General features: G+C 36.6%; 28 protein-coding genes. 3 read left to right on the forward strand and 25 right to left on the reverse strand.

Annotation, left to right across the window (positions count from 1 at the left end; all coding sequences use genetic code 11):
* Positions 1-56: 56 nt before the first annotated feature.
* The 4 genes from rplI to DS031_RS13320 form a co-directional block, all read right to left on the reverse strand.
* Positions 57-500 carry a 50S ribosomal protein L9 gene (gene rplI, locus DS031_RS13305; protein ID WP_113806557.1) on the reverse strand — a complete coding sequence of 148 codons (444 nt, stop codon included), beginning with the start codon at positions 498-500 and terminating at the stop codon, positions 57-59.
* Positions 500-2,479, reverse strand: a complete 1,980-nt coding sequence (locus DS031_RS13310; protein ID WP_113806558.1) for a DHH family phosphoesterase — start codon at positions 2,477-2,479, stop codon at positions 500-502. Before DS031_RS13310 ends, rplI begins: the two co-directional genes overlap by 1 nt.
* A gap of 15 nt (positions 2,480-2,494) precedes the next feature.
* Complete coding sequence (locus tag DS031_RS13315) at positions 2,495-3,424, reverse strand: YybS family protein (protein WP_113806559.1); 930 nt, start codon at positions 3,422-3,424, stop codon at positions 2,495-2,497.
* A gap of 196 nt (positions 3,425-3,620) precedes the next feature.
* Entirely contained in the window at positions 3,621-3,917 is a 297-nt protein-coding gene (locus tag DS031_RS13320; RefSeq protein WP_113806560.1) for an HPr family phosphocarrier protein, read from the reverse strand.
* 209 nt (positions 3,918-4,126) lie between these two features.
* On the opposite strand from DS031_RS13320, the gene DS031_RS23705 reads away from it, so the two are divergent.
* Positions 4,127-4,291 carry a hypothetical protein gene (locus DS031_RS23705; protein WP_181833148.1) on the forward strand — a complete coding sequence of 55 codons (165 nt, stop codon included), beginning with the start codon at positions 4,127-4,129 and terminating at the stop codon, positions 4,289-4,291.
* 64 nt (positions 4,292-4,355) lie between these two features.
* Here the strand turns inward: DS031_RS23705 and DS031_RS13325 are convergent, their stop codons facing one another.
* The 9 genes from DS031_RS13325 to DS031_RS13365 all read right to left on the reverse strand — a co-directional run bounded on the left by DS031_RS13325 (position 4,356) and on the right by DS031_RS13365 (position 12,398).
* Positions 4,356-5,399, reverse strand: a complete 1,044-nt coding sequence (locus DS031_RS13325) for an FUSC family protein (RefSeq protein ID WP_113806561.1) — start codon at positions 5,397-5,399, stop codon at positions 4,356-4,358.
* Positions 5,400-5,524: 125 nt separating this feature from the next.
* Positions 5,525-5,755, reverse strand: a complete 231-nt coding sequence (rpsR, locus tag DS031_RS13330) for a 30S ribosomal protein S18 (protein WP_113806562.1) — start codon at positions 5,753-5,755, stop codon at positions 5,525-5,527.
* 57 nt (positions 5,756-5,812) lie between these two features.
* Positions 5,813-6,301, reverse strand: coding sequence for a single-stranded DNA-binding protein (gene ssb / locus DS031_RS13335; RefSeq protein WP_113806563.1), 489 nt, complete (start codon positions 6,299-6,301; stop codon positions 5,813-5,815).
* 21 nt (positions 6,302-6,322) lie between these two features.
* A complete protein-coding gene (gene rpsF, locus DS031_RS13340) occupies positions 6,323-6,610 on the reverse strand; it encodes a 30S ribosomal protein S6 (RefSeq protein ID WP_113806564.1) in 288 nt (95 codons plus the stop codon).
* Positions 6,611-6,725: 115 nt separating this feature from the next.
* Positions 6,726-7,823, reverse strand: a complete 1,098-nt coding sequence (ychF, locus tag DS031_RS13345) for a redox-regulated ATPase YchF (protein ID WP_113806565.1) — start codon at positions 7,821-7,823, stop codon at positions 6,726-6,728.
* Positions 7,824-7,928: 105 nt separating this feature from the next.
* On the reverse strand, positions 7,929-9,932 hold the full coding sequence (locus DS031_RS13350; protein WP_113806566.1) for a molybdopterin-dependent oxidoreductase: 2,004 nt from the start codon (positions 9,930-9,932) through the stop codon (positions 7,929-7,931).
* Positions 9,933-9,976: 44 nt separating this feature from the next.
* Positions 9,977-10,174, reverse strand: coding sequence for a DUF951 domain-containing protein (locus tag DS031_RS13355; protein ID WP_113806567.1), 198 nt, complete (start codon positions 10,172-10,174; stop codon positions 9,977-9,979).
* A gap of 266 nt (positions 10,175-10,440) precedes the next feature.
* Positions 10,441-11,322: a mechanosensitive ion channel family protein gene (locus tag DS031_RS13360; protein ID WP_113806568.1), complete on the reverse strand. Its 882-nt coding sequence runs from the start codon at positions 11,320-11,322 to the stop codon at positions 10,441-10,443.
* 62 nt (positions 11,323-11,384) lie between these two features.
* Positions 11,385-12,398: a YkvI family membrane protein gene (locus tag DS031_RS13365; RefSeq protein ID WP_113806569.1), complete on the reverse strand. Its 1,014-nt coding sequence runs from the start codon at positions 12,396-12,398 to the stop codon at positions 11,385-11,387.
* 200 nt (positions 12,399-12,598) lie between these two features.
* On the opposite strand from DS031_RS13365, the gene yyaC reads away from it, so the two are divergent.
* On the forward strand, positions 12,599-13,213 hold the full coding sequence (gene yyaC / locus DS031_RS13370; protein ID WP_113806570.1) for a spore protease YyaC: 615 nt from the start codon (positions 12,599-12,601) through the stop codon (positions 13,211-13,213).
* Between the two features lie 193 nt (positions 13,214-13,406).
* Here yyaC and DS031_RS13375 read toward each other — a convergent pair whose 3' ends face one another.
* The 12 genes from DS031_RS13375 to rpmH form a co-directional block, all read right to left on the reverse strand.
* The gene (locus tag DS031_RS13375) at positions 13,407-14,561 is read right to left on the reverse strand and encodes an aminotransferase class V-fold PLP-dependent enzyme (protein WP_113806571.1); all 1,155 of its coding nucleotides are present in this window, start codon (positions 14,559-14,561) and stop codon (positions 13,407-13,409) included.
* A gap of 122 nt (positions 14,562-14,683) precedes the next feature.
* Positions 14,684-15,523 (reverse strand): ParB/RepB/Spo0J family partition protein, encoded by an 840-nt coding sequence (locus DS031_RS13380; protein ID WP_113806572.1) that lies wholly within the window; start codon positions 15,521-15,523, stop codon positions 14,684-14,686.
* The gene (locus tag DS031_RS13385) at positions 15,516-16,277 is read right to left on the reverse strand and encodes a ParA family protein (RefSeq protein WP_113806573.1); all 762 of its coding nucleotides are present in this window, start codon (positions 16,275-16,277) and stop codon (positions 15,516-15,518) included. Before DS031_RS13385 ends, DS031_RS13380 begins: the two co-directional genes overlap by 8 nt.
* A 280-nt stretch (positions 16,278-16,557) precedes the next feature.
* The gene (noc, locus tag DS031_RS13390) at positions 16,558-17,418 is read right to left on the reverse strand and encodes a nucleoid occlusion protein (protein ID WP_113806574.1); all 861 of its coding nucleotides are present in this window, start codon (positions 17,416-17,418) and stop codon (positions 16,558-16,560) included.
* A gap of 235 nt (positions 17,419-17,653) precedes the next feature.
* Positions 17,654-18,367: a 16S rRNA (guanine(527)-N(7))-methyltransferase RsmG gene (gene rsmG / locus DS031_RS13395; protein WP_113806575.1), complete on the reverse strand. Its 714-nt coding sequence runs from the start codon at positions 18,365-18,367 to the stop codon at positions 17,654-17,656.
* A 21-nt stretch (positions 18,368-18,388) separates the two neighbouring features.
* Positions 18,389-20,275: a tRNA uridine-5-carboxymethylaminomethyl(34) synthesis enzyme MnmG gene (gene mnmG, locus DS031_RS13400; RefSeq protein WP_113806576.1), complete on the reverse strand. Its 1,887-nt coding sequence runs from the start codon at positions 20,273-20,275 to the stop codon at positions 18,389-18,391.
* 80 nt (positions 20,276-20,355) lie between these two features.
* On the reverse strand, positions 20,356-21,738 hold the full coding sequence (gene mnmE / locus DS031_RS13405; protein WP_113806577.1) for a tRNA uridine-5-carboxymethylaminomethyl(34) synthesis GTPase MnmE: 1,383 nt from the start codon (positions 21,736-21,738) through the stop codon (positions 20,356-20,358).
* A gap of 494 nt (positions 21,739-22,232) precedes the next feature.
* Complete coding sequence (gene jag, locus DS031_RS13410) at positions 22,233-22,862, reverse strand: RNA-binding cell elongation regulator Jag/EloR (RefSeq protein WP_113806578.1); 630 nt, start codon at positions 22,860-22,862, stop codon at positions 22,233-22,235.
* Positions 22,859-23,611 (reverse strand): YidC family membrane integrase SpoIIIJ, encoded by a 753-nt coding sequence (spoIIIJ, locus tag DS031_RS13415; protein WP_113806579.1) that lies wholly within the window; start codon positions 23,609-23,611, stop codon positions 22,859-22,861. Before spoIIIJ ends, jag begins: the two co-directional genes overlap by 4 nt.
* A 61-nt stretch (positions 23,612-23,672) precedes the next feature.
* On the reverse strand, positions 23,673-23,894 hold the full coding sequence (gene yidD / locus DS031_RS13420; RefSeq protein ID WP_181833149.1) for a membrane protein insertion efficiency factor YidD: 222 nt from the start codon (positions 23,892-23,894) through the stop codon (positions 23,673-23,675).
* The gene (gene rnpA / locus DS031_RS13425; protein ID WP_113806581.1) at positions 23,894-24,262 is read right to left on the reverse strand and encodes a ribonuclease P protein component; all 369 of its coding nucleotides are present in this window, start codon (positions 24,260-24,262) and stop codon (positions 23,894-23,896) included. The genes yidD and rnpA overlap by 1 nt, the downstream gene beginning before the upstream one ends.
* A gap of 163 nt (positions 24,263-24,425) precedes the next feature.
* The gene (gene rpmH, locus DS031_RS13430; protein WP_113806582.1) at positions 24,426-24,560 is read right to left on the reverse strand and encodes a 50S ribosomal protein L34; all 135 of its coding nucleotides are present in this window, start codon (positions 24,558-24,560) and stop codon (positions 24,426-24,428) included.
* Between the two features lie 707 nt (positions 24,561-25,267).
* Here rpmH and dnaA point away from each other — a divergent pair.
* Positions 25,268-26,620: a chromosomal replication initiator protein DnaA gene (dnaA, locus tag DS031_RS13435; RefSeq protein WP_113806583.1), complete on the forward strand. Its 1,353-nt coding sequence runs from the start codon at positions 25,268-25,270 to the stop codon at positions 26,618-26,620.
* Positions 26,621-26,770 lie beyond the last annotated feature (150 nt).

A 26,770-nucleotide genomic window follows, 5' to 3' on the forward strand; every position in this document is an offset into this window, starting at 1 on the left:
CTCTATGTCCCGAACTAAAACTTGTGCGCTTAAACGTTATTCACCTAGGAAAATACTTATTTTTCTGTAACGTGGACTTTTATTGTTGCAGTTACTTCTGGGTGAACTTTCACAGGTACATTTGTGTAGCCAAGAGCACGAATTGGTTCATTTAATTCAATTTTTCGTTTATCTATTTTAAACTTTTTCTTTTTTAATTCTTCACCGATTTGTTTGCTTGTAATCGATCCAAAGAGGCGGCCGCCTTCTCCGGATTTTGCTTTTAGTTCAACCGTTAAACTTTCAAGCTTTTCTTTTAACTGCTTTGCTTCTTCAAGTTCTTGTTCCGCTTTCTTTTCTTCACTCTTTTGCTGCGCTTGTAATGTTTTTAAATTTCCTTGTGATGCTTCTACTGCTAAATTATTTGGGAAAAGGTGGTTTCTCGCATAACCATCTGCTACATTTTTTATTTCTCCTGCTTTCCCTTTTCCTTTTACATCTTTTAAGAAGATAACTTTCATCACTCTTCTCCCCCTTCTAATTCTTCTAAATATTGATCAATGACAAATTTTAATTGTTCTTCAGCTTCTTCAATTGTACTATTGGCCAGCTGTGTGGCTGCATTTGTCAAATGACCGCCACCATTTAAACCTTCCATAATTACCTGTACATTGATTTCTCCAAGCGAACGAGCACTAATACCTATTTTACCATCATTTCTAGAAGAGATCACGAATGATGCAATCACACCACTCATCGACAATAATGTATCGGCGGCTTGGGCAATTAATACTTGATCATAAGGATGATTCGGATGTCCTTTTGCAATCGCAATGCCTTCGCGATAAATAGATGAGTTTTCAATTAGTTTAGCACGAGTAATAAAATCATCCAATTCTTCACGCAATATTTTTTGAACAAGAATCGTATCTGCACCATGCGCTCGTAAATAAGAGGCAGCATCAAATGTCCGCGAACCTGTCCTGAGCGTGAAGCTTTTCGTATCGACTGTAATTCCCGCAAGAAGAGCAGTTGCTTCAAGCATATTCATCTTTAATTTTTTTGGCTGATATTCTAAAAGCTCTGTTACAAGCTCTGCAGTGGAAGACGCATAAGGCTCCATATAAACAAGAACTGGATCTTGAATAAACTCTTCGCCGCGGCGGTGGTGATCAATCACGACCACTCGATCAAGACGATGAACAAGCTTTTCTTCAATTACCATTGAAGGCTTATGTGTATCAACAACAACAAGAAGTGTATTTGGTGTCGCCTGTTCTAAGGCCTCTTCAGGATCAATGAAAGACTGCCAAAGTTTTTCATCTCTTTCTACTTCTTCAATCAGCTTATGAACACTGCTTTCTTTTTCATTTTTATTAAATACAATAAATCCGTCACGTTCATTTGCCTGTGCTACTTTTAAAATGCCAATGGATGCGCCAATTGCATCCATATCAGGTCGTTTATGCCCCATGATAATGACTTGATCGCTATCAAGAATGAGCTCACGTAAGGCATGAGAAATAACTCTTGCCCGAACCCTAGTCCTCTTTTCAATAGGATTTGTTTTCCCACCGTAAAATTTCACTTTTCCATCCAATTGCTTAATTGCCACTTGGTCGCCGCCGCGGCCAAGTGCTAAATCTAAGCTCGATTGGGCCAGCTGTCCAAGCTCCGGAAGCTCCATAGATCCTGAACCAACACCAATACTTAATGTAATTGGAATATTTTGCTTTGAGGTAAGCTCCCGCACTTCATCTAATAATGAAAATTTCGTTTTCTCAAGTTCCTTTAAAATTTGCTGATTGAAAACAGCAAAGAATTTTTCCGAGGAGCTCCGCTTAAGAAAAATACCATGCTCCACCGCCCATTGATTTAATACTTGCGTTACTTGGCTGTTAATATTTGTTCGAACTTGATCATCCATTCCCTGCGTCACTTCTTCATAGTTGTCCAAATAAATAATGCCAAGCACAACTTGTTCCTCATAATACTGCTGTTCAATCTCACTGGCTTCTGTTACATCAAAGAAATACAGCAAACGTTCTTCACGCTTTAAATGGACTCTGTAATAACGTTTATTTAATTTAATATGTTCTTCTTTTTCTTCGCCCTTTATAAGAGGAATTAAATCAGAGGAAATATGATTTAATGTATTTCCGACAAAGGAATCCTCCCCAATGCATGCTGACATAAAAGGATTGGTCCACTCAATTCGATATTCTTCATCATATAGAATAATCCCAATCGGCATTTCCATGAGGGCTTCATCGCCAACTTTTTTTACACGATGAGAAAGTGTAGTCACATATTTTTTAAAGTCATCTCGAAATGCTACTTCAACTTTGATGACGAGAAACAGCACTAATATTAATGGAAGAAACGAGACTAAACCAATGACCCAATCAAAATAGCTAATCATTCCCACAAAGATTACCGATAGTGCAAACAAGGCTACCAAATGATAACCATGCCACCGTTTTGTTAAAAACTTTGGCATATTTTCAGCTCCTACCTAAGATTTCATTCTCTTTCGTAAGTTAAAACCTAAATCAATTATACCTAAGAACTTAATTAATTGAAGAGGCAAGGCTAATAAAAATGAAAAAATTACAGCCATAACCGGGACAGCTTTCGGCCATTTCTTTAAATAACTAAAATAAAAAATCACTGTAATCCCTTGAATAATCATAATATTTTCGAGAATTAAAATTAAATTTACAGCTGCGATATAAAGCGGTGAACCTACTTCACTGCTTACGAAAGAAAGAAGAATAATACCTAAATAATACCATAAAAAACTCTTCGGAAACGACCATTCTCGAAATGGAGGAAATGGAGGTACTTCAATCCGAAACCGTTTTAAAACCATATTCGCAACAAGCTGTGTTAAAAGGGCAAACAATACTCCAACAATCAACAGGGCACTTGGAGCTAAATATTGAAGCACATCAAGACTATCATAAAGCGACTGTAATTGCGCTTCATTGCCTCCACCAATCATTTTAGAAAATTGATCAGCTCTTTCAAGTGAATCTTTCATTAATGTAATCGAATCTTTCATAATATCAATTTTTAAAAACAAAATAGAGGCAATATATAATAAAACAAAACCTGCAATATATGTTAAACTACCGCCAAGTAAGATTGCAAAGGCAGACTTTCGTTTTTTATATAAAGCCCCCATTACAATACCTCCGCTGCCAAATAATAAGGTTAACGGAAGAGCCATCACACTAAATAAAAGAGTTAATGCAAGCGTAACAGCCCATAAAATCATTCCCGCTTTTATCGTATGGCGTACGATAATAAAAATAAATGGAAGCGGAAGGACCCACATGACAATTGTATTAAGCAGAGGAACATAAAAACTTATCATAAAGAAAATGGTATAAATCGCTGCAAGTAAAGCTGCTTCTGTTATAAGATTCGTTTTTTTCATCATTTCAATTCACTCCTCATTGATCACACTCTTTCTTATTTTATGGGTTTCTTTGCTTTGCATCAAATATTTCCTTGAAATTTTTTCCCCACTTCCTCTATTTAAAGAAGTTTCATCTTATCATATAACGAAACGATTAGGAAATAGGGAGCTAAACATAATAAAAAAGCTGCCGATTATCGACAGCTTCAGCCTATATTTATGTAACGGCTGTTTCCTTTACTTTAAGAGGTGCTTGATTCATAAGGAAACTTCTTAAATGTTGAATCGTATCCTTTGCTTCCTTTCCTTCTGCAATAAGAAGCAGCTCATCATCTCTTTTCAACATCATCATAAGAGCAACTACAGCTGATAATGACTTACAGCTGATTGCTTGGGTTTTATGGTATAAATAAATACGATCATTGTATTTTTTAGCATTTTGAACAAATTCAATTGCTTTCGAAGCCGGAATGCGCTGTGCTAGTTTAATACTTTCTGATGCGATTCTTTTCATTTAAAACGCCTCCAAATAGTTTTTTGAATGTTGTTATAAGTATTGTTTCCAAAAAACTATTAAACGAAACATCATTTTAGCTTTTTAATAGAATTGTAATATTTAAAGTTTTATAATGAGTGGATATATTGTTTATAATAACAGCTAGGATAATTATTACAGCTATAAATTATCCCAAAATAACTTATAACATAAAAAAGGGGTATTTTATGAATAATATTATTTCAAAGGGACCAAACGATTATTACTTTGAATACCTTCTCATTGCTGCCCTTTCGCTTATCACATTTCGTAAAATTAAAAAATTAGAAGAAAAGCGCCGAGAAATAAAAAGAACGATGCGAGAACTGAAAAAGTATCAACATAAAATTTAAAAAGATTAAAAATGTTCCACATGAAACATTTTTAATCCTTCTTTAAACGCTCTGAAAATAAATACTAAGCATATGTGTCCTCTCTCTTACAAATATATGCTAAATCCTCAATAACATCATGAAGAGACAGCAGCTCATACGTTAGCACTGTTTTTCCTGAAAATTGATGATGATAACGGCTTTCGGTAGAAAGCGATGTTTCCTGTTTTGCTTTTCGAAACTCATCATCTAATCTTTGAATTAATGTGAAATGCTTAACAGATACGCGATGATCAGGATCTCTTAAAATATCTGTAATAGACTGAGCGGTTTCAAGATAAAAAAGCTTTTCTTCCTCTGTTAACTGCTCCTCTTCAAGCTTTACAAATTGCAAATTACCAATATGATATAAAATTTTTTGTAAATAGGTTAGCTTTTTTTCTGAGAAACTAAAGGAACGAATATCGTGAATGTTATGGCGGCGATATTTCCACTCTTCTCGTTGATACTGTTTTAAAAGAAAGGTTCGTTCAAATTCCCGGCTTAGTTTTTGATATTTCCTGCTTCCCGTAAATAGCTTTTCCTCTGTAACAATTTGGTCACAGACAGCCTTTAACAGCTGACCTGCCTCTTCATATAAAACATCCACTTTATTCGTTAACATACTGCTAAACTTTGGCGGCATAATAAAAAAATTTACAAGTGTGGATACGACAATTCCAATAGAAGTTGTTCCAAGCCTTAATGCAAAAGCTTCAAAATAATGATCAGTTGTTCCGGGAATCATAGCAACTGCTGTCAGTGTGGCAACAAGAATCCCAGCATCTAAGTGAAGACGGTGACAAATTAAAATTGTAAACATTGCTGCTAGTCCATATGTAATGGGAGTATTATCGAATAAAAAACTAAACCCCATCGCAAGCGCTGCCCCGATGGCAGCTGCAGGGAAACGAATCAATCCTTTTCGAATGGAATCCGCTGCAGTTGGTTCAGTTGTTACAATAGCAGTAATAACGGCAAACATAACTGGTAAATCTAAAGAAAGACAAATCCATGCTGTTAGTGATGAAGCAATCCCGGTCTTCATCACTCTTCCACCAAAAAATTTAATTTCTTTTAACGATTTCATTTCCTCTTCATCTCCACAATTTTCATGCCTGTTATTTATTATTATAATATGAATGTTATTTTTTAAAAATTTTATTTATGTATAAACAAAAGAGACAGCCCTTATGGACTGCCCCTTTGCTATTTTTACTCACCAGTTGAGAATGGTAGTAATGCCATTTGACGCGCGCGTTTGATCGCACGAGTTAATTGACGTTGGTATTTAGCGCATGTACCTGTTACACGGCGTGGAAGAATTTTACCACGCTCAGAAACGAAACGCTTTAAAAGTTCTACATCTTTGTAGTCGATGTAAGAAATGTTGTTTACTGTGAAATAACAAACCTTACGACGACGACCTCTACGTTGACGTGCCATGTGAATTTCCTCCCTTCTCTTATGTTTTGTATTTATATTTCGTCCAAATAACCGTTATTAGAATGGTAAATCATCATCAGAAATGTCAATTGGCTTACCATCACTTGCAAACGGATCATCATCAAAACTCGTAAAGTCTTTGTTGTTCCGGTTTGGTTGGTTCTGACTTTGTCCAAAGTTATCGTTTGCTCTTGACGCACCGCTACCTTGGAACTGACCTTGTGAAGACTTTGGCTCTAAGAATTGAACACTCTCTGCTACAACTTCAGTTACGTATACTCGCTGTCCTTGGTTGTTCTCGTATGAACGAGACTGCAGACGACCGTCCACTCCTGCTAAGCTCCCCTTTTTTAAAAAGTTTGCTGCATTTTCCGCTTGTCTGCGCCATACAACAATATTAAAAAAGTCAGCCTCGCGATCACCTTGCTGATTTGTAAAAGGACGATTAACAGCTAAAGAAAATGTTGCTACCGCTACACCGCTTGGAGTATAACGAAGCTCTGGATCTTTTGTTAACCGGCCTACTAAAATGACGCGATTGATCATCAGAACCACTCCCTAATCAATTTATACACCTGGGCGAATCGCCATGTGACGAATGATATCTTCGTTGATTTTTGCTAAACGATCGAATTCATTAATCGCTTCAGGGTTTGCATTTACGTCTAAAACAACGTAGTAACCTTGGTTAAAGTCGTTGATTTCATAAGCTAGACGACGCATACCTACTTCATTAGTTTTCTCTACTTCCGCACCATTTTCAGTTAAAATGCCGCTGAAGCGCTCGATTACTGCTTTGCGTGCTTCTTCTTCTACGTTTGGACGTACAATGTACATGATTTCGTATTTACGCATTATTTTCACCTCCCTTTGGTCTAAACGGTTCCTTCTAAGAAGGAACAAGGAGTAAAGTTTCTCATTACTCACATCTAGATATTATAGCAAACACTTTTTCCTAAAACAAGTCTTTTTATACGTTAAAACGGAAGTGGATCACATCGCCATCTTTGACGATATATTCTTTTCCTTCTAAACGTACCTTTCCTTTTTCACGTGCTGTCCCCATATTCCCTGCTTCAACAAGATCATCATAAGACACAACTTCAGCACGAATAAAACCGCGTTCAAAGTCCGTATGAATAATTCCAGCAGCTTGCGGCGCTTTCATGCCTTGACGGAATGTCCATGCTCTTACTTCCTGTACCCCTGCAGTAAAGTATGTTGCAAGTCCTAACAAGTTATAAGCAGCACGAATCAGCTGATCAAGACCTGGTTCTTCAATTCCAAGCTCCTCAAGAAAGGATGCCTTTTCTTCGCCATCTAGTTCTGCAAGTTCTGATTCGATTTTTGCACATATAACAATTACTTCTGCATTTTCTTCCGCCGCAAACGCACGTACTTTTTGCACATATTCATTATCGCCTTCAAGAATGTCTTCTTCACTTACATTTGCAACATAAAGAACAGGCTTCATTGTTAATAAGTGGAGCCCTTGAACGATTTTTAACTCTTCTTCTGTTAATTCAACGCTTCGAGCCGGTTTTTCATTTTCAAATGCTTCTTTTACTTTTTTTAATGCTTCATATTCAGAAAGAGCTTCTTTATCTTTTTGTTTTGCAAGCTTTTCTACACGTGAAATTCGTTTATCAACAGTTTCCATATCAGCCAATACAAGCTCTAAATTAATTGTTTGAATATCATCAATTGGATCTACTTTACCAGCTACGTGCGTAATGTTCTCATCTTCAAAGCAGCGCACAACGTGAGAAATCGCATCAACCTGACGAATATGTGATAAGAATTTATTGCCTAAGCCTTCTCCTTTACTTGCTCCTTTTACAATCCCGGCGATATCCGTAAATTCAAATGCTGTCGGCACTGTTTTTTTTGGCTGCACAAGCTCTGTTAAGCGCTGCAGACGATGGTCAGGCACTTCAACAATTCCAACGTTTGGATCAATCGTACAGAACGGATAGTTTGCAGATTCCGCTCCTGCTTGTGTAATTGCATTAAATAATGTTGATTTTCCTACATTTGGAAGACCAACAATACCAGTAGTTAAAGCCATAGTTTACACGTCCTTTTATTTAAAGATAAAAATATCTCTTTTAATATGCATAACTGTCCATCATAATTATAGGGAGAACACTTCAAAAATACAAGCGTAACTCTGTTAACTGTTTTTCTCGATATTAACTAAACAGTCATATAAAATGCTGCCAACTCCTATATCTGACTCCCCGGTTGGTGTTAAATTATTCACACTTCCGCCAAATTTTTGCCACTGTCCTTCATCCACATTAATGACGCCGGGCGCTGATTCTTTCAGCACTTTAACTTTTCCTTTAAGTTCACCGCGATCATTAAAAAGATAGACAGAATCGCCATCTTTAAGTTCCTTTTCTTTGGCAATATCCATTGATACTTCTACTGCAACATCCTGCATAGCCTCTATAAATGGGTAATGTTGAGAATGATTAGAACGAAGGGGATGTATGGATAAAAGGGTATAGGGATATTTATTGGCAAGCTCTGGACTTTGTTCCACTGATTCAACTGGAAAGAGAACTTTAATTTGCCCGTCTAAGCCTTCTTCCTCAGCTCGTAATGAAGTAAACTCATACTTCCCACTTGGTGTTTGGAAGTTATAATTGTGCCACGGTACTGAGGCAAGAGGCAGTTTAAATTGTCCGATCTCTTTTAATTCCTCGAGTGGAATTATATCTTCAAGCTTACCGAGGCCCATTTTTAAAAATTCATCTTTGCTGTAATTAAAATCTGCACCAAAACCGAGACGATTTGCAAGTTCGCGCCATATGTCTAGATCTGATTTCGCTTCTCCACGCGGCGAAACAAGCTGTGGACCATAATTAATAAAATGATGATACATTGATGAATAATAAATATCTTCTTCTTCAAAAGTCGTTGTACACGGAAGCACGTAATCAGCCATTTCTGCTGTATCTGTTAAAAATTGATCGACAACGACCTTTGTTTCAATTGACTGAAAAGCTTCCTTTATTTTTGATGTATGCGGTACTTGAGCGATTGGATTACTTCTTGTGACAAACAGCAGTTTAACTGCAGGATATTGGGCAGAAAGAATTTGTTCTGCTTGATTCATTCGTGTAAATGTTCGTACATTTTGTTTCCGCTCAGGCAGTGTTAATGCTTTTTTATTAAAGCTTTCCCCAACACCTAAATTTGCATAATTCACACCGCCGCCTGGTATTCCAATATTCCCGCTCATTGCTGCAAGCGCGTCAATCGTTCGAATTGTATTTCCACCATTTGCATAACGCTGCATCCCGAGCCCGAGAAAGGTTGTCGTTGGTCCATTTCCATACACTTTTGCAAGCTCTTCAATTGTTCCACGGGAAACATTTGTTTTATCCACAACTTCATCCATACTAATGGTTTTAAGAAGCTTTTCAATATCCCCAAATCCATGTGAATACTTGTTAATAAATGTGGATGATTCTAAACCAAGCCTTGTGATTTCTTTCATAATGCCGAGTGCTAATAATCCATCCATTCCCGGTTTAATTGGAATATATTGATCAGCCATTTTTGCAGTTCCATTGTGGATAGGATCAATCACATATAAAGAGATGCCGCGCTTTTTCGCCTCTTTTAAGTGGGAAAAGAGGTGTATATTCGTTCTCACCACATTTCTCCCCCAAATAATAACATGACGGCTGTTATAAATATCTTCTGGCGCATGACTATAGGCATTGCCAAAATCAAAAGCTTGCGCTGCAATACCGGCTCCCCAGCATAAACTTCCAGTTACTTCAGTTACACCTCCATAGCAGTTAAAAAAACGTTGATCCAAATTTTTTAATAAGCCACTATTGGAATAATCATGGCTGTGCATAACTGATGTTGTACCTGCTGTTTCTTTTAGATCTCTCATTTTATCTGCAATCTCATCTAAAGCTTGATCCCAAGAAATCCGCTCTAAGCGGCCGTTTATTCGTTTTAATGGATAAACAATTCGCTCACCGGCATTTGTACGTTCCTTTAGAAGCCGTCCCCGTCCGCAAATTTTCCCTTGGGTAATGGGATGATCAGGATTTCCTTCTATCTTTTTTACCTGATCATGTTCAATTGTTACCCGAAAGCCGCATGCATCCCAGCAGTTTAATGGGCAGGCTGCTGTTTTTACCTCACTCACGTTACTCTCTCCTCATTACTTCCTACTTAATTGCTGTTCCTTGTTTACTCTTCTGCTTTAATTAATACACGTTTTATTTTACGGGAAAATTCCCTCCTTGGAAGCATCACACTATGGTCACATCCTTGACATTTAATGCGGACATCTGCTCCCATTCTAATAATTTTCCACTCATTTTTTCCACATGGGTGCGGTTTTTTCATTTCGACCACATCGTTTAGACCAAACTCTTTTTCTGCCATGTTATAACCCCTTTCATTTTTAAAATATAGTTTCCCTTCTGTGATTAAACGGTTAATTATAGAAAAAATTGTACTGCATATCCTGTTTCCTTTGCAATTAGCAAATCTATAGACAACGTGTTTTAATGTGGAATTTCTAATTTAAACGTATATACTAACATGTTATCAACAGTTATGTGGATAAACTGTTAATATTTTAATAATTTTCTGAGGTTTTAACAATACAAAAAGGTTGGCACCTTCCAGCCAACCGCTTTTTTCACATTTTATCCTTCTTCTGCTTGCTTTTCTTCATCACGCCGGTACATGACTAAGCGCGGGAATGGAATTTCGATACCATGCTCATCAAGATGCAGTTTAATTTCTTTTCTTATTGCCCTGCCGGCTGCCCAATGCTCCATCGGCTTTACTTCAGAAATAACACGCAGTACCACTTCTGAAGCGCCTAAGGTTTGCACCCCTAAATATTCAGGTGTTTTTATCATTGCTTCATATTTTTTTGGAAGTTCTTCTAAAAGCTCTTGAATGACTTTCTCTGCTTGTGGAATATCTTCTTCATAGGCAATGCTCACATCGACAACGGCAATACTGTTATGGATTGAAAAGTTTGTTACTTCAGTAATGCTGCTGTTTGGCAAAATATGCAGCTCACCTGTCCAGCTCTTTATTTTTGTTACACGAAGGCCAATTTCTTCAACAAATCCTTCAAATTTACTAATCTTTACGTAATCACCTACTGAAAATTGCCGCTCAAAAATAATAAAAAACCCTGTAATCACATCGCGCACAAGGTTTTGTGCACCAAATCCAACTGCAAGTCCAACTACCCCTGCACCTGCAATAAGTCCTTTGACATCAATTTCAAACTCCATTAAAATCATTAAAAATGAAATAAAGTAAATCACATATGTTAATACATTGTGGATAAGTTTTACGAGTGTATTTTCACGCCGTTCATTAAGACGAAGCGGTGCTCTTAACCGTACCTGAAAAATGTTATTAACAAGTGATTTTGTAAGGCGGATGATAATCATTGTGCCGATAATAATAGCAAGAATACGAAGTGATTTTATCCCCAAATTAATCCACATCTCTGAATTAATCATATAATCATAAATGGACTTCCACAGTTTCACAAGCCACTCCATAAAAAAACCCCTTTACACCTTTCCTACTATTTTAAGCATGTCTATTCCGAAAAAACAATCAGTCATTCAAAGCGTTTTACAATTGGATATAGTAAAATGGACCCTAATAAGTAAAGATTAAGAACCCCATATAACGGGTATAAAATACCAATTAATGTTGAAAAGCCAAAAGCCGTTAAAGGAAGCATGCATATGATGATTATAGATGCTAAAAGCCAAGTTGGCACCTGTAAATATTTACGAAAGCGGCTAATTAATCCAAATAATCCTGAAACAGCTGTTGTATAAATGGCAAACCATAAAAGAACTGACATGACAAGCATCATCATATAAGGATAATGCTTTAAAATTGCAAAAAGTGGAATTTCATAGACAACGAGCTCGTGAGCTACCTTTATAAGAGATTGATTATATAATAACGAAATGCTTCCAAGTAAAAGGCCGCTCCCAATACTTGCAATCCATACTTCACCTTTTTGTTTCATTTCATTGCCCACTCCGGCTAACACCGCAAGAAGGGAAATAATATTTAACGCAGTGAATGTAAAAGCTGCCGGCCAATTGGAATGGTGATGCAAATCAAGTAAAAACCCATCTGACTTTGAACGAATAAACGTTACTAAAATAAGAACAAGGAGGGTAATTAAAATAGGGATAATCGCTGCATTAAGAGCGACCATTCCTTTTGATTCCCACAAAAAGAGCGTAATAATTAAAAAGCTAATAATTGCAACTCCAATCCAATATGGAACATGCAAAGCTTGTAATGTTGCTCCTCCTCCTGCCAGCATAACAACGGTCGTAGAAAATAAATAAATAATAATCATCCAATCGTAAAGCTTGGTTAGTTTCTTACCAAGCAAACGCTCTAATAGCGGGATATAGTGAACAGATTTATAATCAAAACTAATCTTCATAATGACAAAACAGCACATCGTAAATAGAATCGTAAACAATCCAATGGCTAGTACACTTTCATGACCAAAAAATTGCCATAATTCTCTTCCGGATGCATAACCTGCACCAATTGTTGTGCCAATAATTAAAAACATCCATTTAAATCCGGCTCGCCACATCCATGCTTCCCCTCCTAGTGAAATTCCTTTTCAAAAGCAACAAGCACAAGGCAACTGCCTAGATCGAGAGAGTAAACTAAACCATACTCCCTTATCGCTCCTCCTCTTTTTAGCAAAATGAGCTGATTTTGTTTTTCTCGATGTATAGATAATAGATTTTTACCGTATACTGTTACTACTATTACAAAGGAGAGGATCCTATGAATCTACGTGAAAAAATCTTTCCTAAAAAACCTAGTTCTTTTCGGATCCACTATGAAGAAATGAATGTCCTTGCGGCTGTAACTGCTTATCTTAATCAACTTCTTCCGAAAGATAAAGACCAAGAAATTATTATCGTCTGCATTGGAACAGATCGTTCTACAGGAGATGCTCTCGGTCCGCTTGTTGGTTCAAGACTTATGGAAAAAATCAATTCATCATTTACTGTATACGGTACGTTGGAGGCACCGGTTCATGCTGTTAATTTAGGAGAAAGTTTAAATTATATAAAAGAATCTCATGTTGATCCTTTTATTATCGGTGTCGATGCTTGTCTAGGCCGCGTTTCCAGCGTTGGCATGATTTCTATAGGGGAAGGACCTGTTAAACCTGGTGCGGGCGTACGAAAAGAGCTTCCTTCTGTTGGTAATATTCACTTAACCGGCATTGTTAATGTAAGCGGCATGATGGAGTACTTCGTCCTGCAAAATACAAGGCTTCATTTAGTAATATCAATGGCTCATATTATTGCCGATAGCCTTCATTTAGCAATTTTGGAACGAAACAATACATCAACGATTAAAACAAAAATAAACCCCATTAAACCATTATAAAAAACCTCTTACTTAGTTGTATGCTAATAAGAGGTTTTTCTTACTATTATTCTTTGAAAAATTGAGAGTATAGATAGATTCACGTTTAAAATTCCGCATCGAAACAGAAACTTGAACATTTTAATGTTGATTTATTCATGTGAAAAAACCATGATTAAAATAACTGCTATCTCGCTGAAAAGGGGATAATCGCTTATCCTAAATACCCGGCTCTAATTTCTTCTAATGCTCCAATAAACTGATCAATTTCTGCTTTAGTATTTGTTATTCCAAAACTTACACGTACAAGACCATGCCCTATTGTTCCTAACGTTTCATGAGCAAGCGGTGTGCAGTGAAGGCCGGCGCGAACTGCAATGTTATAATGTTCATCTAAAATCATTGCAATTTCATGGCTGTCAATTCCCTCAATATAAAAAGGAACTACAGCTAATCGTGCCACCTCCTCATCAGGTCCAAATATAACCACGTCTTCTATTTGCTTTAACTGCTGGATGCAATAGTTTGTAAGAGCTGCTTCATGTGTATAAATTTTTTCTAGTGATTTCTGTTTAACAGCTTTTATCCCCGCTAAAAGTCCAGCAATTCCCGGCGTATTTAAGGTTCCACTTTCAAAACGATCGGGCAATATCTGCGGCTGCTCAATATCTTCTGAATGGCTGCCTGTTCCTCCATGAAAAAGCGTATATAGTTCAATTCCCTTTTGAAATAAAAGCGCTCCTGTTCCCTGTGGTCCACATAATCCTTTATGACCTGGAAACGCCAATAAATCAATGTTCATTTTTTCCATATTAATTGGCAAAATTCCAGCTGTTTGTGAAGCATCTACCATAAATAAACAATTATTCTCTTTTGCTATTTTACCAATTTTTTCTATATTCAAGATCATACCTGTTAGATTTGATCCGTGACTTACAACAATTAACTTTGTATGAGGTTGAATCGCTTTAGAAAATGCGACTTCATCAATCTCTCCATTATGATTAGGTTGAAAGTATGTAACGTCGATCCCCTTTTCAAGCTTTAAAGCTTCAAGTGGTCGGCGAACCGAGTTATGTTCATAGGAAGTTGTTAATACATGATCACCAGCCTGAAAAGGAATTCCCTTTATTCCTTGGTTTAAAGCATGAGTGGCATTTTGGTAAAAGGCGACATGCTTTGGATCCTCCAATCCAAATAATTCAGCAAGTTCATGTCTCGCCTCAGAAATGACAGAAGAAGCCCTAACTGCTAATTTATGACCGCCTCTGCCTGGATTTGCACCATACTCTGTTAAAGCCTCTGTCACTGCCTTTACCACTGTTCTTGGTTTTGGAAATGAAGATGCTGCATGATCAAAGTAGATCATTATTCTACCCCTTTCTGTTTCCCTTCTTTTTCTTCCTAGTTCTCGTTAATAATATTACTATTATTTTAACCGTCATCAACCATAAAAAAAAGATAAACCATGATAGAATGGTTTATCACCTATTACTTTTCCTCAATTAACAGTAAGATTCGCTCAAGATCATCTTCTGTAAAAAATTCAATTTCAATTTTTCCTTTATTTTTATTTTTCACTATGGAAACAGAAGTTCCAAAACGTTCTGTTAATAACTCTTCCTTTTCGCGAATAAAAACATCTTTTACAGGCTTTTCTTTTGTTTCACGTGGAACATTTTCATTTAACTGCTGCACAAACTGCTCAAGCTGACGAACATTCATCTTTTCTCTCATTACTTTTTCAGCAAGCGGCAGCATCTTCTCTTTTGCTTTTAGACTTAACAAAGCTTTTCCGTGCCCCATTGAAAGTTCATCTGCTAAAATATACTGCTGGACTTTTTCAGGAAGCTGTAAAAGACGTACATGATTGGCGATATATGGCCGGCTTTTACCAAGACGCTTTGCTAATTTATCTTGTGTAAATTGCAGCTCATTGATTAACCGTTCATAGGCTTTTGCTTCTTCGATGGAATTTAAATCTTCACGCTGTAAATTCTCAATCAAGGCAAATTCCATCATTTGTTGATCGGAAAGTTCTTTTACAATAACAGGAACAGTTTTTAATCCTGCTGCTTTTGCGGCCCGAAATCTTCTTTCACCGGCTACAATCTCATAACCTTTAATACTTTTTCGAGCAATAATCGGCTGTAGAACACCGTGTGTTACAATCGATTGTTTTAATTCTTCAATTGCTTCTTCATAAAAATGCTGTCGAGGTTGATAAGGATTAGCACGTAATTCATTAATACGGAGCTCTTGAATGCCATCCTCACTATTTTCATGGTCGGGAAAGAATGCACTCATCCCTTTCCCTAATCCTCTAGCCATTAGCAATCACTTCCTTTGCGAGGTCTGTATATACACCCGCACCCTTCGATTTCGGATCATACATAATAATTGGCTGTCCATGACTTGGTGCTTCTCCTAATCGAACATTTCGTGGAATAATGGTTTGATAAACCTTGTCTTGGAAATATTTTTTTACTTCTTCGATTACTTGTAAACCGAGATTAGTACGAGCATCAAGCATTGTTAATAACACACCATCAATCATTAACTGCTTATTTAAATGTTTTTGAACAAGACGCACTGTATTTAGTAACTGACTAAGTCCTTCTAATGCATAATACTCACACTGTACCGGAATTAAGACACTGTCTGCTGCAGTTAATGCATTAATTGTTAATAAACCAATTGACGGGGGACAATCAATGATTACATAATCATATTGTTTGGACACCTTTTCAAGGGCACGCTTTAAACGAACTTCTCTTGAAATCGTGGGCACAAGCTCTACTTCTGCTCCAGCTAATTGTATTGTAGCTGGAATTAAATCTAAATTATTTACAACTGTTTTGTTTATTACGGCAGATGCTTCTACATCTTCTACAAGCATATCGTAAATACATTGGTTTACATCGCCTTTATCAACACCTACACCCGTTGTTGCATTTCCTTGTGGATCTACATCAACTAATAATACTTTTTTCCCCTGCGAAGCTAGACATGCCCCTAAATTTACAGATGTTGTCGTTTTACCTACTCCGCCCTTTTGATTGGCAATAGCAATTGTTTTTGCCATTTTAATCACCTACCCAACCTTACAGCACTTTTTATTTTTAATACAAGTTATTCCTACTCAACTTAAATGCGTTTATCTTCTAAAACAATGACACTTTATTAAAAGGTACAAAAACTATCTCTAAACGTTTTCTTTCTGCATTCCTAGCATTTATTCCTGCAAAAAATACAATTGTTTTATAAAAAACTGTGGATAATGTGGACTTTTGTGGAAAATATAAATCAAAAAGGAGCGGAAGGAAAACGTAAAGAGGCTGACCTTATCCGGTCAACCTCTTTCATTAATTTTTTGGAATTCGAATTGTAAATTGGTAATACTCATCGTGTTCTTCTTCATCAGTATCAATTGTCAAACCAGTTTCAAGCACCATATTAACAGACTCACGAATGGTATTCATAGCAAGACGCATATCTTTACTGTATGATTTACGGACTGATTTCTTTTTCTTTTGGGTACCTTCTAACAGCAGCTTTACCCGCTCTTCTGTTTGTTTTACATTTAAATTTTTTTCGATAATTTCCTGCAGTAATTGAACCTGCTTTTCTGGTACTTTTAATGAAATTAAAGCTCTCGCATGGCGTTCTGTAATATGCTTCAATAATAGTGCTTCTTGAATTGGCTCAGGAAGCTTTAATAAACGCAATTTATTTGCAATGGTAGACTGTCCTTTTCCTAAACGCTTTGCTAAACCTTCTTGAGTTAAACCGTGAATTTCAATAAGCTTTGCATAGGCAATCGCTTCCTCAATTGCAGTTAGCTCTTCACGCTGCAAGTTTTCAATGAGTGCTACAGAAGCAGTTTGTTCATCATCCATTTCTTTTACAATTGCAGAGATTGACTCCCATCCCAGCTTTTGTACAGCCCGTAAACGTCGTTCTCCAGCAATAAGTTCATATTGATCGTTTCGTTTTCTTACTACAATTGGCTGAATAATCCCATGTTCTTCAATTGTTTGTGCTAATTCCTCAATCCGTTCTTCATTAAAAACAGAACGAGGCTGAAACTGGTTTGGAATAATCTTATCCACAGTTATCTTCTGCACTTGGTTAGTATCGACTTCTTGTTTGTACTCCTGTTCTTCGTCGACCGTTTCAGTTCTATCCCCAAAACCGAACAACAAACGTGAAAACGGATGCTTCATCGGCCTAACACCACCTTTATTTTCACTTTAAGAAAGTTGACCTTTTTTAAAGGGTTAAAGTATAAAGAAAACTAAAGCTTTCGCTAAAAAGAAGAGGCGACAAGCCAAGTTTTCCTAAACTGCTTAATCTTTTCGTGATTGTTTGTTCTATTCCTGCAAAAATACCGCTAAAATTATCCACAATACATTTGTTTCACGTGAAACAAATGTATTGCCTGTGAATAACTGAATAAGTTTATAATGGCTGTTTATTTGGTGTCCCAGGCTTCCGTGGATATTTTTTTGGTGTTCTTTTCTCTTTTTTAATAATAACAATGTTACGTTCACTTTTTTCAATTGGAAGTTCTGTTTTTTCTAGTAATTGAAAGGTTCCACCTAATATGCGAAGCGCTTTTTCTGCTTCTTTTAACTCTTCATTTAACTGAGGACCCTTCATCGCAATAAATGTGCCCCCTGTTTTCACAAGTGGTAAGCAAAGTTCACTTAATACTGAAAGTCTTGCTACAGCACGAGCTGTCACTAGATCATAGGACTCACGAATTTCCGGTTTTTGGCCAAATGTCTCTGCACGGTCATGGTACAAGTTAACATTTTCAAGATTTAATTTATCCACAAGATATTGTAAAAATCCAATTCTCTTCTTTAATGAATCCACAATTGTTACATGAAGATGTGGAAAACAAATTTTTAATGGGATACTCGGAAATCCTGCGCCTGCTCCAACGTCGCAAACAGTCTGAACGTTTGAAAAATCGTATGTAAATGAAGCTGTAACAGAATCAAAGAAGTGCTTTTCATACACTTCTTCTTTCTCTGTAATAGCTGTCAAATTCATTTTTTCATTCCATTCAACGAGAATTTTAAAATATAATGAAAATTGTTCACACTGCTCTTGGGAAAGGGAAATCCCTTTCTCCAAAAGCTGATCTTGAAACTGCTGTTCATTCATACAATCTCCTGCCTTTTAAAGTTATTTTGCAGTTCTTACAATTTTCCCTTGTTCAATGTACACAAGTAAAATTGAAATATCAGAAGGATTAACACCAGAAACGCGAGAAGCTTGTCCAATTGAGAGGGGACGTACTTCATTTAATTTTTGTTTTGCTTCTGTTGCAAGTCCTTGGATTGCAAAGTAATCAATATCATCAGGAATTTTCTTATTATCCATCTTTTTCATTCGCTCAATTTGCTGAAGCTGCTTATTAATATAACCTTCATACTTAATTTGAATTTCAACTTGTTCTTTTACATCATCAGACAGTTCTTCATTTACAGCTGTAAGCTTTTCGATGTGGGCATACGTAATTTCCGGTCTTCTTAATAAGTTAGCAGCAGACATTCCTGTTGTTAACGCGGCAGCACCTGCTTCTTCTAACACTTTTTTAGCTTCTATGGTTGGCTTAATAATAACTTTTTCAAGTCGATTTTTTTCTTCTTTAATTTTCTCTTTTTTAGAAACAAAACGTTGATAACGTTCTTCCTTAATCATACCAATTTCATAAGCAATATCTGTTAAACGAAGATCAGCGTTATCATGGCGAAGAAGCAGTCGATATTCTGCTCGTGATGTTAATAAGCGATACGGCTCATTCGTGCCCTTTGTAACGAGATCATCTATTAACACACCGATATAGGCTTGAGAGCGATCAAGAATGACTGGATCTTTCCCTTGAGCTTTTCTTGCTGCATTAATTCCTGCCATAACGCCTTGTCCTGCTGCTTCCTCATAACCTGATGTTCCATTTAACTGTCCTGCTGTAAATAATCCTTCCACACGCTTTGTCTCAAGAGATGGCCACAGCTGTGTTGGAACAATTGCATCATATTCGATTGCATAACCAGCACGCATCATTTGGGCTTTTTCAAGACCTGGAATAGATTGCAAAATTTTATTTTGAATATCTTCAGGCAGGCTTGTGGATAATCCTTGAACATAAACTTCTTCTGTATTTCGTCCTTCAGGTTCTAAGAAAATTTGATGACGTGGTTTATCATTAAAACGAACAATTTTATCTTCAATGGATGGACAATAACGCGGACCTGTTCCTTCAATCATACCTGAGTACATTGCAGAGCGGTGCAGGTTCGTATTAATAATTTCATGTGTTTTTTCCCCTGTATATGTTAGCCAGCACGGCAGTTGGTCTGTAATATACTTTGTTGTTTCATATGAAAAGGCACGCGGCTCATCATCACCTGGTTGAATTTCCGTTTTACTGTAATCAATTGTTTTACTATTAACACGAGGGGGTGTTCCGGTTTTAAAACGGACCATTTTAAAACCAAGCTCCTGCAGATGATAAGATAAATTAACCGAGGGCTGCATATTGTTCGGACCGCTCTCATATGCCAAATCACCGATAATGATTTTTCCTCGTAAATATGTCCCCGTTGTTACGATAACCGCTTTTGAATGATATTCAGCACCTGTTTTTGTAATAACTCCTTTACATACGCCATCTTCTACAATTAAACGTTCAACCATTCCTTGAATAAGGGTACAGTTTTCTTCTTGTTCAATCGTACGCTTCATTTCATGCTGATAAAGAAATTTATCTGCTTGGGCACGCAATGCACGTACAGCAGGTCCCTTACTTGTATTTAACATCCTCATTTGAATATGTGTTTTATCAATATTACGGCCCATTTCACCGCCTAAAGCATCAATCTCCCGAACAACAATCCCTTTAGCAGGACCACCTACTGAAGGATTACAAGGCATAAAAGCAACGGCATCAAGGTTAATTGTAATCATTAAGGTTTTTGCACCCATGCGTGCTGATGCAAGGCCAGCTTCTACACCGGCATGTCCAGCACCGATTACGATGACATCGTAAGTTCCAGCATTATATCCCATGCTGATTCTCCTCCTTAAAAATATGTTTATTCTTTCTATTCTTTCAAACGTTATTCACAACTTATCCACAAGAACGTGGATTACTTTCCTAGACAAAATTGTGAAAATAATTGATCGATTAAACTTTCCGAAACCGTATCACCAATAATTTCCCCGAGAAGTTCCCATGTTCTTGTAATATCAATTTGTGCCATATCAATCGGAAGCCCCATATCAATCGAATTCATTGCTTCTTCAATTGTTCCTTTTGCTTGTTCTAAAAGTGCAATATGACGGGAATTGGAGACATAGGTTAAATCTTGTGCTTCGAGGTCTCCTTGAAAGAACAGTGCAGCAATTGCTTCTTCTAAACGGTCTATTCCTTCTTCATGAAGCAAAGAAGTTGTAATCAATGTGTGATTCTCCGCTAACTCTTTCACACGTTCTAGATTAATTTTTTGCTCTAAGTCGGTTTTATTTACAATTACAATCACGTCCATACCAGATGCAGCCTCAAATAATCGCTCATCTTCCTCTGTAAGATCATCGCCATAATTTAAAACAAGTAAAATTAAATCAGCTTGTTTTAAATATTGACGAGAACGTTCTACCCCAATTCGCTCTACGATATCTTCTGTTTCACGAATACCAGCCGTATCAACAAGACGAAGTGGTACACCTCGTACATTGACATATTCTTCAATTACATCACGAGTAGTACCAGGAATATCAGTAACAATTGCTTTATTTTCATGAACAAGACTATTTAAAAGAGAAGACTTTCCTACATTAGGTCGTCCAATAATAACTGTGGATAACCCTTCTCTTAAAATTTTTCCCTGCTGAGCTGTGACAAGAAGCTTATTAATCTCATCTCTTACATAGGATGTTTGGTTAAGAAGCATTTCATGTGTCATTTCTTCTGCATCATATTCAGGATAATCAATGTTTACTTCTACATGTGCCACCGTTTCTAATAATGTTTGACGAAGTTTTTGAATTAATGTGGATAAACGACCTTCCATTTGGTTTAATGCCACATTCATGGCACGATCTGTTTTTGAACGAATTAAATCCATCACCGCTTCTGCTTGTGATAAATCAATTCTGCCATTTAAAAAAGCACGCTTTGTAAATTCACCTGGTTCTGCTAGGCGTGCTCCATTATTCAATAAAAGTTTCAGCACTCTATTTACAGAGACAAGACCACCGTGACAGTTAATTTCAATCACGTCTTCTCTTGTAAATGTTTTTGGAGCCCTCATAACAGATACCATTACTTCTTCTACCGTTTGGTTCTCTTTTCGATCAACTAAATGACCATAATGAATGGTATGGGAGTCTACTTCAACTAAGCGTTTTTTCCCTTTTGGTTGAAAGACCCGGTCTGCTATTTCTACTGCTTCTTCGCCGCTTAGACGAACAATCGCAATGGCCCCTTCTCCCATTGGTGTTGATATGGCGGCAATTGTATCGTATTCCATCTCTTCACCTCAATTTTCTATTTCTTCATCCTTAAAAATTTATATAAATATTACACAAATTAGTTATAACTACTAACACAATAGGATAACATATTTTAAATATGCTATGTGGAAGAGCTATGTTCAGTTTCATTCCAAACATCCATCTTTCTGCCGTTTCATTTAAACTTATTTAAAGTATCCCCAATTATCAACAAGTGGATAACTTTTTATGCTTTTTATTTATCCACAATACCCTTTAGTTTAACTGATTTTATTAGATAAAAGCAATAAGAAAAGCGCAAGCGCCTTGCTCACCCCCGACAAGCAAATGTTCTTACGACGAAAAGGTGCTTTTTACCTTTACGGCATAAGGTTATTTGACTCGAGGGGGTATGCGCTGGAGCTAGACACCAAATTTATATTTTCTTACTCTTTAAGAAAAGCATAAGGTGCCTAAAGCTGGACATAAAAAACCTCTTAGGATAAATCCTAAGAGGAAAATTTTTTATCCACTATTTTTTACGAACAGGCTTGGGAATAATTACAATATTACGATTTGGTTCTTCCCCTTGAGATCGTGTTTGTACGCCTGAAATTCCTTTTAAAAACGCATGGATAACTTTTCTTTCAAAAGACGGCATCGGTTCAAGTACAACGTTTCGGTTTGTGCGAATTGCTTTTTGTGACAGGCGCTTTGCTAGTTGTTCCAATGTTTCTTTGCGGCGCTCACGATAATTTTCAGCATCAAGAGTAATACGTATATAACCGTCTGCATAACGATTGGCCACTAAATTTACTAAGCTTTGCAGCGCATTTAATGTTTGCCCGCGCTTTCCAATTAACAAAGCTATTTTTTCACTTGATAGCCGAAACATTACTTCTCGATCAATTCGACTTCTTTCAATTGAAAGAGAAACGCCCATTTCAAAAGCAACTGCTTTAAGAAAAGATGCCGCTTCTTCGACTGGATCAGGAATTAGTGCTACTTCAACAACAGCTGGTCTTTCACCAAAACCTAAAAAACCTTTTTTTCCTTCATCCATTACATTGATCGTTACATGATCTCTCACTGTATTTAACTGCTTTAATGCCTGTACCACTGCTTCTTCGACCGATTTCCCCGTTACCGTAACCTTTCTCACTTTTTCGCTCCTCCTGTTTTTACCTGTGGTTTGGCGATAAAGTATGTTTGTGCAATCATAAAGATATTACCAATAACCCAATATAATGAAAGTGCTGCAGGGAAATTAATAGCGAAAACAACAATCATCACTGGCATAATATACAGCATCATTTTTAATTGAGGATTTGGATTATCTGTATTCCCCATCATAATTTTTTGTTGAATAAATGTCGTCACACCGGCAGTCAGCGCTAATACATAGTCAGGTTGTCCAAGACTAAACCATAAGAAATTATGAGATGCAATTTCCTGTGTACGCATAATAGCATGATAAAAACCAAGTAAGATTGGCATTTGAATAATTAATGGAAAACAACCTGCTAATGGATTGACTCCATTTTGTTGGAAAAGCTTCATCGTTTCCTGCTGAAGCTGCTGCTGTGTTTTTTGATCTTTTGAACTATATTTTTCTCTTAACTTTTGAATTTCAGGCTGCAGTGCCTGCATAGCTTTTGAACTTCTTGTTTGTTGAATCATTAACGGTAATAATATAAAGCGAATTAACAGCGTTACAATAACAATGGATAATCCATAGTTTCCGCTAAAAAACTCTGCTACTTCTGTTAAAAGCCATGATAGCGGATAAACAAACCACTGATTCCAAATTCCTTCGCTTTCTGATGTAATTGGATCATTGACTTCACTACATCCTGCCATTACCATCATTAATCCAAGAAGCACAATAGCGGTGACCAGCTTCTTCTTCACACCTATATCCTCCTTAACCTTGTTCTTCTATTATCAAAGGGTTATCCCTCTAAGCAGCTCTCTACTCATCCTTCTCCGGAACAGGATCAAACCCACCCCGATGAAAAGGCTGACATTTAACGATTCGCTTTACCGTTAGCCATCCCCCTTTTAATGCGCCAAAACGCCTTACTGCTTCAAGTCCGTATTGTGAACATGTTGGATAAAATCGACAGCTAGGGGGAGTAACGGGAGAAATAAATTTACGGTAAAACTTGATTAAACTGATGACAAAAACCTTCATCATTTCTTATCCACATTTTTCACAGGATATTGTTGATAAACTTTCGCCCTTTTACAAACATGAATAAGGCTGCTTTTTGTTTGATGAAAATCCATATCTGAAGAAGGTTTTCTAGCAATCACAACATAATCTTTATGCATATCTAAATGATCTTGAATTTGCGAAAACACTTCACGAATTAACCGCTTTACACGGTTTCTTGTTACCGCATTTCCAATTCGTTTACTTACTGATAATCCGATTCGAAAATGATCTTGTTCTGGTTTATCAAGCACATATAAAACAAATTGACGATTTGCAAACGAACTCCCTGCTTTAAATACCTTTTGAAATTCATCATTTTTCTTAATGCGGTACTTTTTGTTCATTTGTGACACTCCATGATTATAATCAAAATCTTTCAAAAGAGGTTGCCTCGGTTTGAAGCAGCCTCTTTTTACACAATTATACTCTTTTAGAAAGTCTTACTCATTCTCACTCATTATAAACGTCTTCGTGAAAAAAGACCACTGATTATTCAGTGGCCTATTATTATGCAGACAATACTTTTCTTCCTTTACGACGACGACGAGCTAACACTTTACGTCCATTTTTCGTGCTCATGCGTGCACGGAAACCATGAACTTTTTTACGTTTACGGTTATTTGGTTGGAATGTTGGTTTCATTCTATTACACCTCCCTGAGGTAAATGTTCTACTATTAAGGCAGTCTTACTAATTATATTGATAATAATAAGGAAATGTCAAGTCTTTCTTCGAGTAATTTTTCTTCCCCATTTTCCCTCTTTTTTTAGTTCTTTCTCACCTCTCCACCATTTTTCCACAATGCTTTGGATCAATCGCTAAAATGTTTCAACGCATTTCTGTTCTTAATGGCGTTTTTTATACAAATCCCTTATACAGCTTTCTCCCTCTTTTTCTGTGGATAACTTTTATTCCTCTTTTTCCGACTATCCACACCACTTATCTACAGGTTTTGCACATAATCATACCTTGTGGATAAGTGGTTATCAACAGGGTATGATTACTGTGGATAAATTTAAAAACCCCTTGCAATTAAAGGGGTATTCTGATATTATAGTTGTGTTTTCTCTCGTTAGTAACTTTTGGTTTTCGTATTGTAATCCACACGGTGTGGATAAGTTTATTTACAGGTATTTTCTTTTGTGGATAATAATAGTTGCGATATTGTGAAAACTGTCGATAAGTCGTTTTTCTACTATATTATTATTATCCTTTTTTTATGTGAATAATAAATAGGTTTATGATGAATAGTCGGGTTGTACAAATGTTGTACAATGTTCTAATTTACTACATTGTACGCAGCGTGCAGATTCCTGGCTGTTATTTTTTTGTTGAAGGAGGGAAACTTGTTGAATAATCTCAGTGATTTATGGAACAAAGCACTAGGGGAAATTGAAAAAAAATTAAGCAAGCCAAGTTTTGAAACATGGCTAAAATCAACTGCAGCACATTCATTAGAAGCAGATACATTAACTATTACAGCCCCCAATGAATTTGCACGAGACTGGTTGGAATCACGCTATTCCGGTCTGATTTCTGATACGATTCAAGATATTACGGGAACAGCACTTGATGTAAAATTTATTATTCCCCCAAACCAGCTTGAAGAAGAAATGGAGCTTGAACAAATAAAGAAGCCGCCTAAAATTACAATTGAATCTGAAGAAGCTCAAAAAAGCATGCTCAACCCAAAATATACTTTTGATACATTTGTAATTGGATCAGGAAATCGCTTTGCACATGCTGCATCACTTGCTGTTGCAGAAGCGCCGGCAAAGGCTTATAATCCCCTATTTATTTATGGAGGGGTAGGACTTGGGAAAACACACTTGATGCATGCAATTGGTCATTATGTAATTGATCATAATAAAAATGCTAAAGTCGTTTACTTATCTTCAGAAAAATTTATGAATGAGTTTATTAATTCCATTCGTGATAATAAAACTGTCAATTTTCGTAATAAGTATCGAAATGTTGATGTGCTGTTAATTGATGATATTCAATTTTTAGCAGGAAAAGAACAAACACAGGAAGAGTTTTTTCATACATTTAATGCTCTTCATGAAGAGAGCAAACAAATTGTTATTTCAAGTGACCGGCCTCCTAAAGAAATTCCTACATTAGAGGATCGGCTTCGCTCACGTTTCGAATGGGGACTTATTACAGATATTACCCCCCCAGATCTCGAAACTAGAATTGCAATTTTACGTAAAAAAGCCAAAGCTGAAAACTTAGATATTCCAAATGAAGTCATGCTTTATATTGCAAATCAAATTGATACAAATATTCGAGAATTAGAAGGGGCGCTTATTCGAGTTGTTGCCTATTCATCTTTAATTAACCAGGACATGAACGCAGATTTAGCAGCAGAGGCCTTAAAAGATATTATTCCATCTTCAAAACCAAAAGTTATTACAATTCCAAATATTCAAGCAGTAGTCGGAGAAAAATTCAATGTAAAAATTGAAGATTTTCCTGCAAAGAAACGAACAAAATCAGTTGCATTCCCGCGACAAATTGCCATGTATTTATCGCGAGAGCTTACCGATTACTCGCTTCCAAAAATCGGCGAAGAATTTGGAGGACGCGATCATACAACGGTCATTCACGCTCATGAAAAAATCTCAAAACTTATTAACAGTGATCCTGAATTAAAGCAACAAATTAATGAAGTAGTAGAAGAAGTAAAGGGCAGATTATAAACAAGTAGTGTGGATAACGGTGGATAACTTGTGGACATTTTTACTACGTTATACACATTATACCCACATGCAAAACCTAGTAAACATCACGTTTTTCGAGGCTTTTCCACAAATCCACAGCCCTTATTACTAATACTATTACTTTTATTA

It is taken from the genome of Bacillus taeanensis, assembly GCF_003318295.1.
Taxonomy (GTDB): Bacteria; Bacillota; Bacilli; order Bacillales; family UBA6769; genus Maribacillus; species Maribacillus taeanensis.

What these genes read in the sequence shown, in the direction of transcription:
- DS031_RS13315 (WP_113806559.1), bottom strand. Translation starts at nt 3,424, where the DNA reads ATGATGAAAAAAACGAATCTTATAACAGAAGCAGCTTTACTTGCAGCG.
- DS031_RS23705 (WP_181833148.1), top strand. Translation starts at nt 4,127, where the DNA reads ATGAATAATATTATTTCAAAGGGACCAAACGATTATTACTTTGAATAC.
- yidD (WP_181833149.1), bottom strand. Translation starts at nt 23,894, where the DNA reads ATGAAGGTTTTTGTCATCAGTTTAATCAAGTTTTACCGTAAATTTATT.
- rnpA (WP_113806581.1), bottom strand. Translation starts at nt 24,262, where the DNA reads ATGAACAAAAAGTACCGCATTAAGAAAAATGATGAATTTCAAAAGGTA.
- DS031_RS13385 (WP_113806573.1), bottom strand. Translation starts at nt 16,277, where the DNA reads ATGGCAAAAACAATTGCTATTGCCAATCAAAAGGGCGGAGTAGGTAAA.
- rsmG (WP_113806575.1), bottom strand. Translation starts at nt 18,367, where the DNA reads ATGAATGAACAGCAGTTTCAAGATCAGCTTTTGGAGAAAGGGATTTCC.
- DS031_RS13355 (WP_113806567.1), bottom strand. Translation starts at nt 10,174, where the DNA reads ATGGCAGAAAAAGAGTTTGGTCTAAACGATGTGGTCGAAATGAAAAAA.
- mnmE (WP_113806577.1), bottom strand. Translation starts at nt 21,738, where the DNA reads ATGGAATACGATACAATTGCCGCCATATCAACACCAATGGGAGAAGGG.
- rpmH (WP_113806582.1), bottom strand. Translation starts at nt 24,560, where the DNA reads ATGAAACCAACATTCCAACCAAATAACCGTAAACGTAAAAAAGTTCAT.
- rpsF (WP_113806564.1), bottom strand. Translation starts at nt 6,610, where the DNA reads ATGCGTAAATACGAAATCATGTACATTGTACGTCCAAACGTAGAAGAA.
- DS031_RS13325 (WP_113806561.1), bottom strand. Translation starts at nt 5,399, where the DNA reads ATGAAATCGTTAAAAGAAATTAAATTTTTTGGTGGAAGAGTGATGAAG.
- DS031_RS13320 (WP_113806560.1), bottom strand. Translation starts at nt 3,917, where the DNA reads ATGAAAAGAATCGCATCAGAAAGTATTAAACTAGCACAGCGCATTCCG.
- rplI (WP_113806557.1), bottom strand. Translation starts at nt 500, where the DNA reads ATGAAAGTTATCTTCTTAAAAGATGTAAAAGGAAAAGGGAAAGCAGGA.
- DS031_RS13365 (WP_113806569.1), bottom strand. Translation starts at nt 12,398, where the DNA reads ATGTGGCGAGCCGGATTTAAATGGATGTTTTTAATTATTGGCACAACA.
- DS031_RS13380 (WP_113806572.1), bottom strand. Translation starts at nt 15,523, where the DNA reads ATGGCTAGAGGATTAGGGAAAGGGATGAGTGCATTCTTTCCCGACCAT.
- rpsR (WP_113806562.1), bottom strand. Translation starts at nt 5,755, where the DNA reads ATGGCACGTCAACGTAGAGGTCGTCGTCGTAAGGTTTGTTATTTCACA.
- ychF (WP_113806565.1), bottom strand. Translation starts at nt 7,823, where the DNA reads ATGGCTTTAACTACTGGTATTGTTGGTCTTCCAAATGTAGGAAAATCA.
- mnmG (WP_113806576.1), bottom strand. Translation starts at nt 20,275, where the DNA reads ATGGGATATAATGCTGGAACTTACGATGTCATCGTAATCGGTGCTGGA.
- DS031_RS13360 (WP_113806568.1), bottom strand. Translation starts at nt 11,322, where the DNA reads ATGGAGTGGCTTGTGAAACTGTGGAAGTCCATTTATGATTATATGATT.
- yyaC (WP_113806570.1), top strand. Translation starts at nt 12,599, where the DNA reads ATGAATCTACGTGAAAAAATCTTTCCTAAAAAACCTAGTTCTTTTCGG.
- DS031_RS13310 (WP_113806558.1), bottom strand. Translation starts at nt 2,479, where the DNA reads ATGCCAAAGTTTTTAACAAAACGGTGGCATGGTTATCATTTGGTAGCC.
- DS031_RS13375 (WP_113806571.1), bottom strand. Translation starts at nt 14,561, where the DNA reads ATGATCTACTTTGATCATGCAGCATCTTCATTTCCAAAACCAAGAACA.
- noc (WP_113806574.1), bottom strand. Translation starts at nt 17,418, where the DNA reads ATGAAGCATCCGTTTTCACGTTTGTTGTTCGGTTTTGGGGATAGAACT.
- ssb (WP_113806563.1), bottom strand. Translation starts at nt 6,301, where the DNA reads ATGATCAATCGCGTCATTTTAGTAGGCCGGTTAACAAAAGATCCAGAG.